We start from the raw sequence: 337 nt of genomic DNA, 5'->3' as shown, positions 1-337 counted from the left end.
TCGCAAGAAAGAAACACGTGGAACTTTCAAAGTAGAACAAACCATTGAAAAACGTCCTGAAAAAGTGAATGAACGGAAAGAATTTGGGCACTGGGAAGTTGATACTGTTCTCTCTAGTCGAGGTCAAGATCGAACATGTGTGGTTACCTTTTTAGAGCGCCAAAGTCGTGTCTATTGGGCAATCAAGGTACACAATCGAACTAAGGAGGCCATGGCAACTGCCTTTCAACGTTTCATGAACTCGTTTGGCAGCACTGTAAAAAGTATCACTGTTGATCATGGAAAAGAGTTCTCAGGATATCGTGAGTTAAGAGATACGTACAAGATATCGGTATAT

At 41.2% G+C, this 337-nt stretch carries 1 protein-coding gene; it reads left to right on the top strand.

Annotation, left to right across the window (positions count from 1 at the left end; all coding sequences use genetic code 11):
- Positions 1-337, top strand: a 337-nt coding sequence (locus tag FT12353_RS08460; RefSeq protein WP_203619403.1) for an IS30 family transposase, incomplete at both ends; no start/stop codon positions are given.

The sequence above is a fragment of the Fructobacillus tropaeoli genome (assembly GCF_016860625.1).
GTDB lineage: Bacteria > Bacillota > Bacilli > Lactobacillales > Lactobacillaceae > Fructobacillus > Fructobacillus tropaeoli.
Note: the sequence above shows the minus strand (reverse complement) of the source record. Positions and strands in the feature narration are given on the sequence as shown.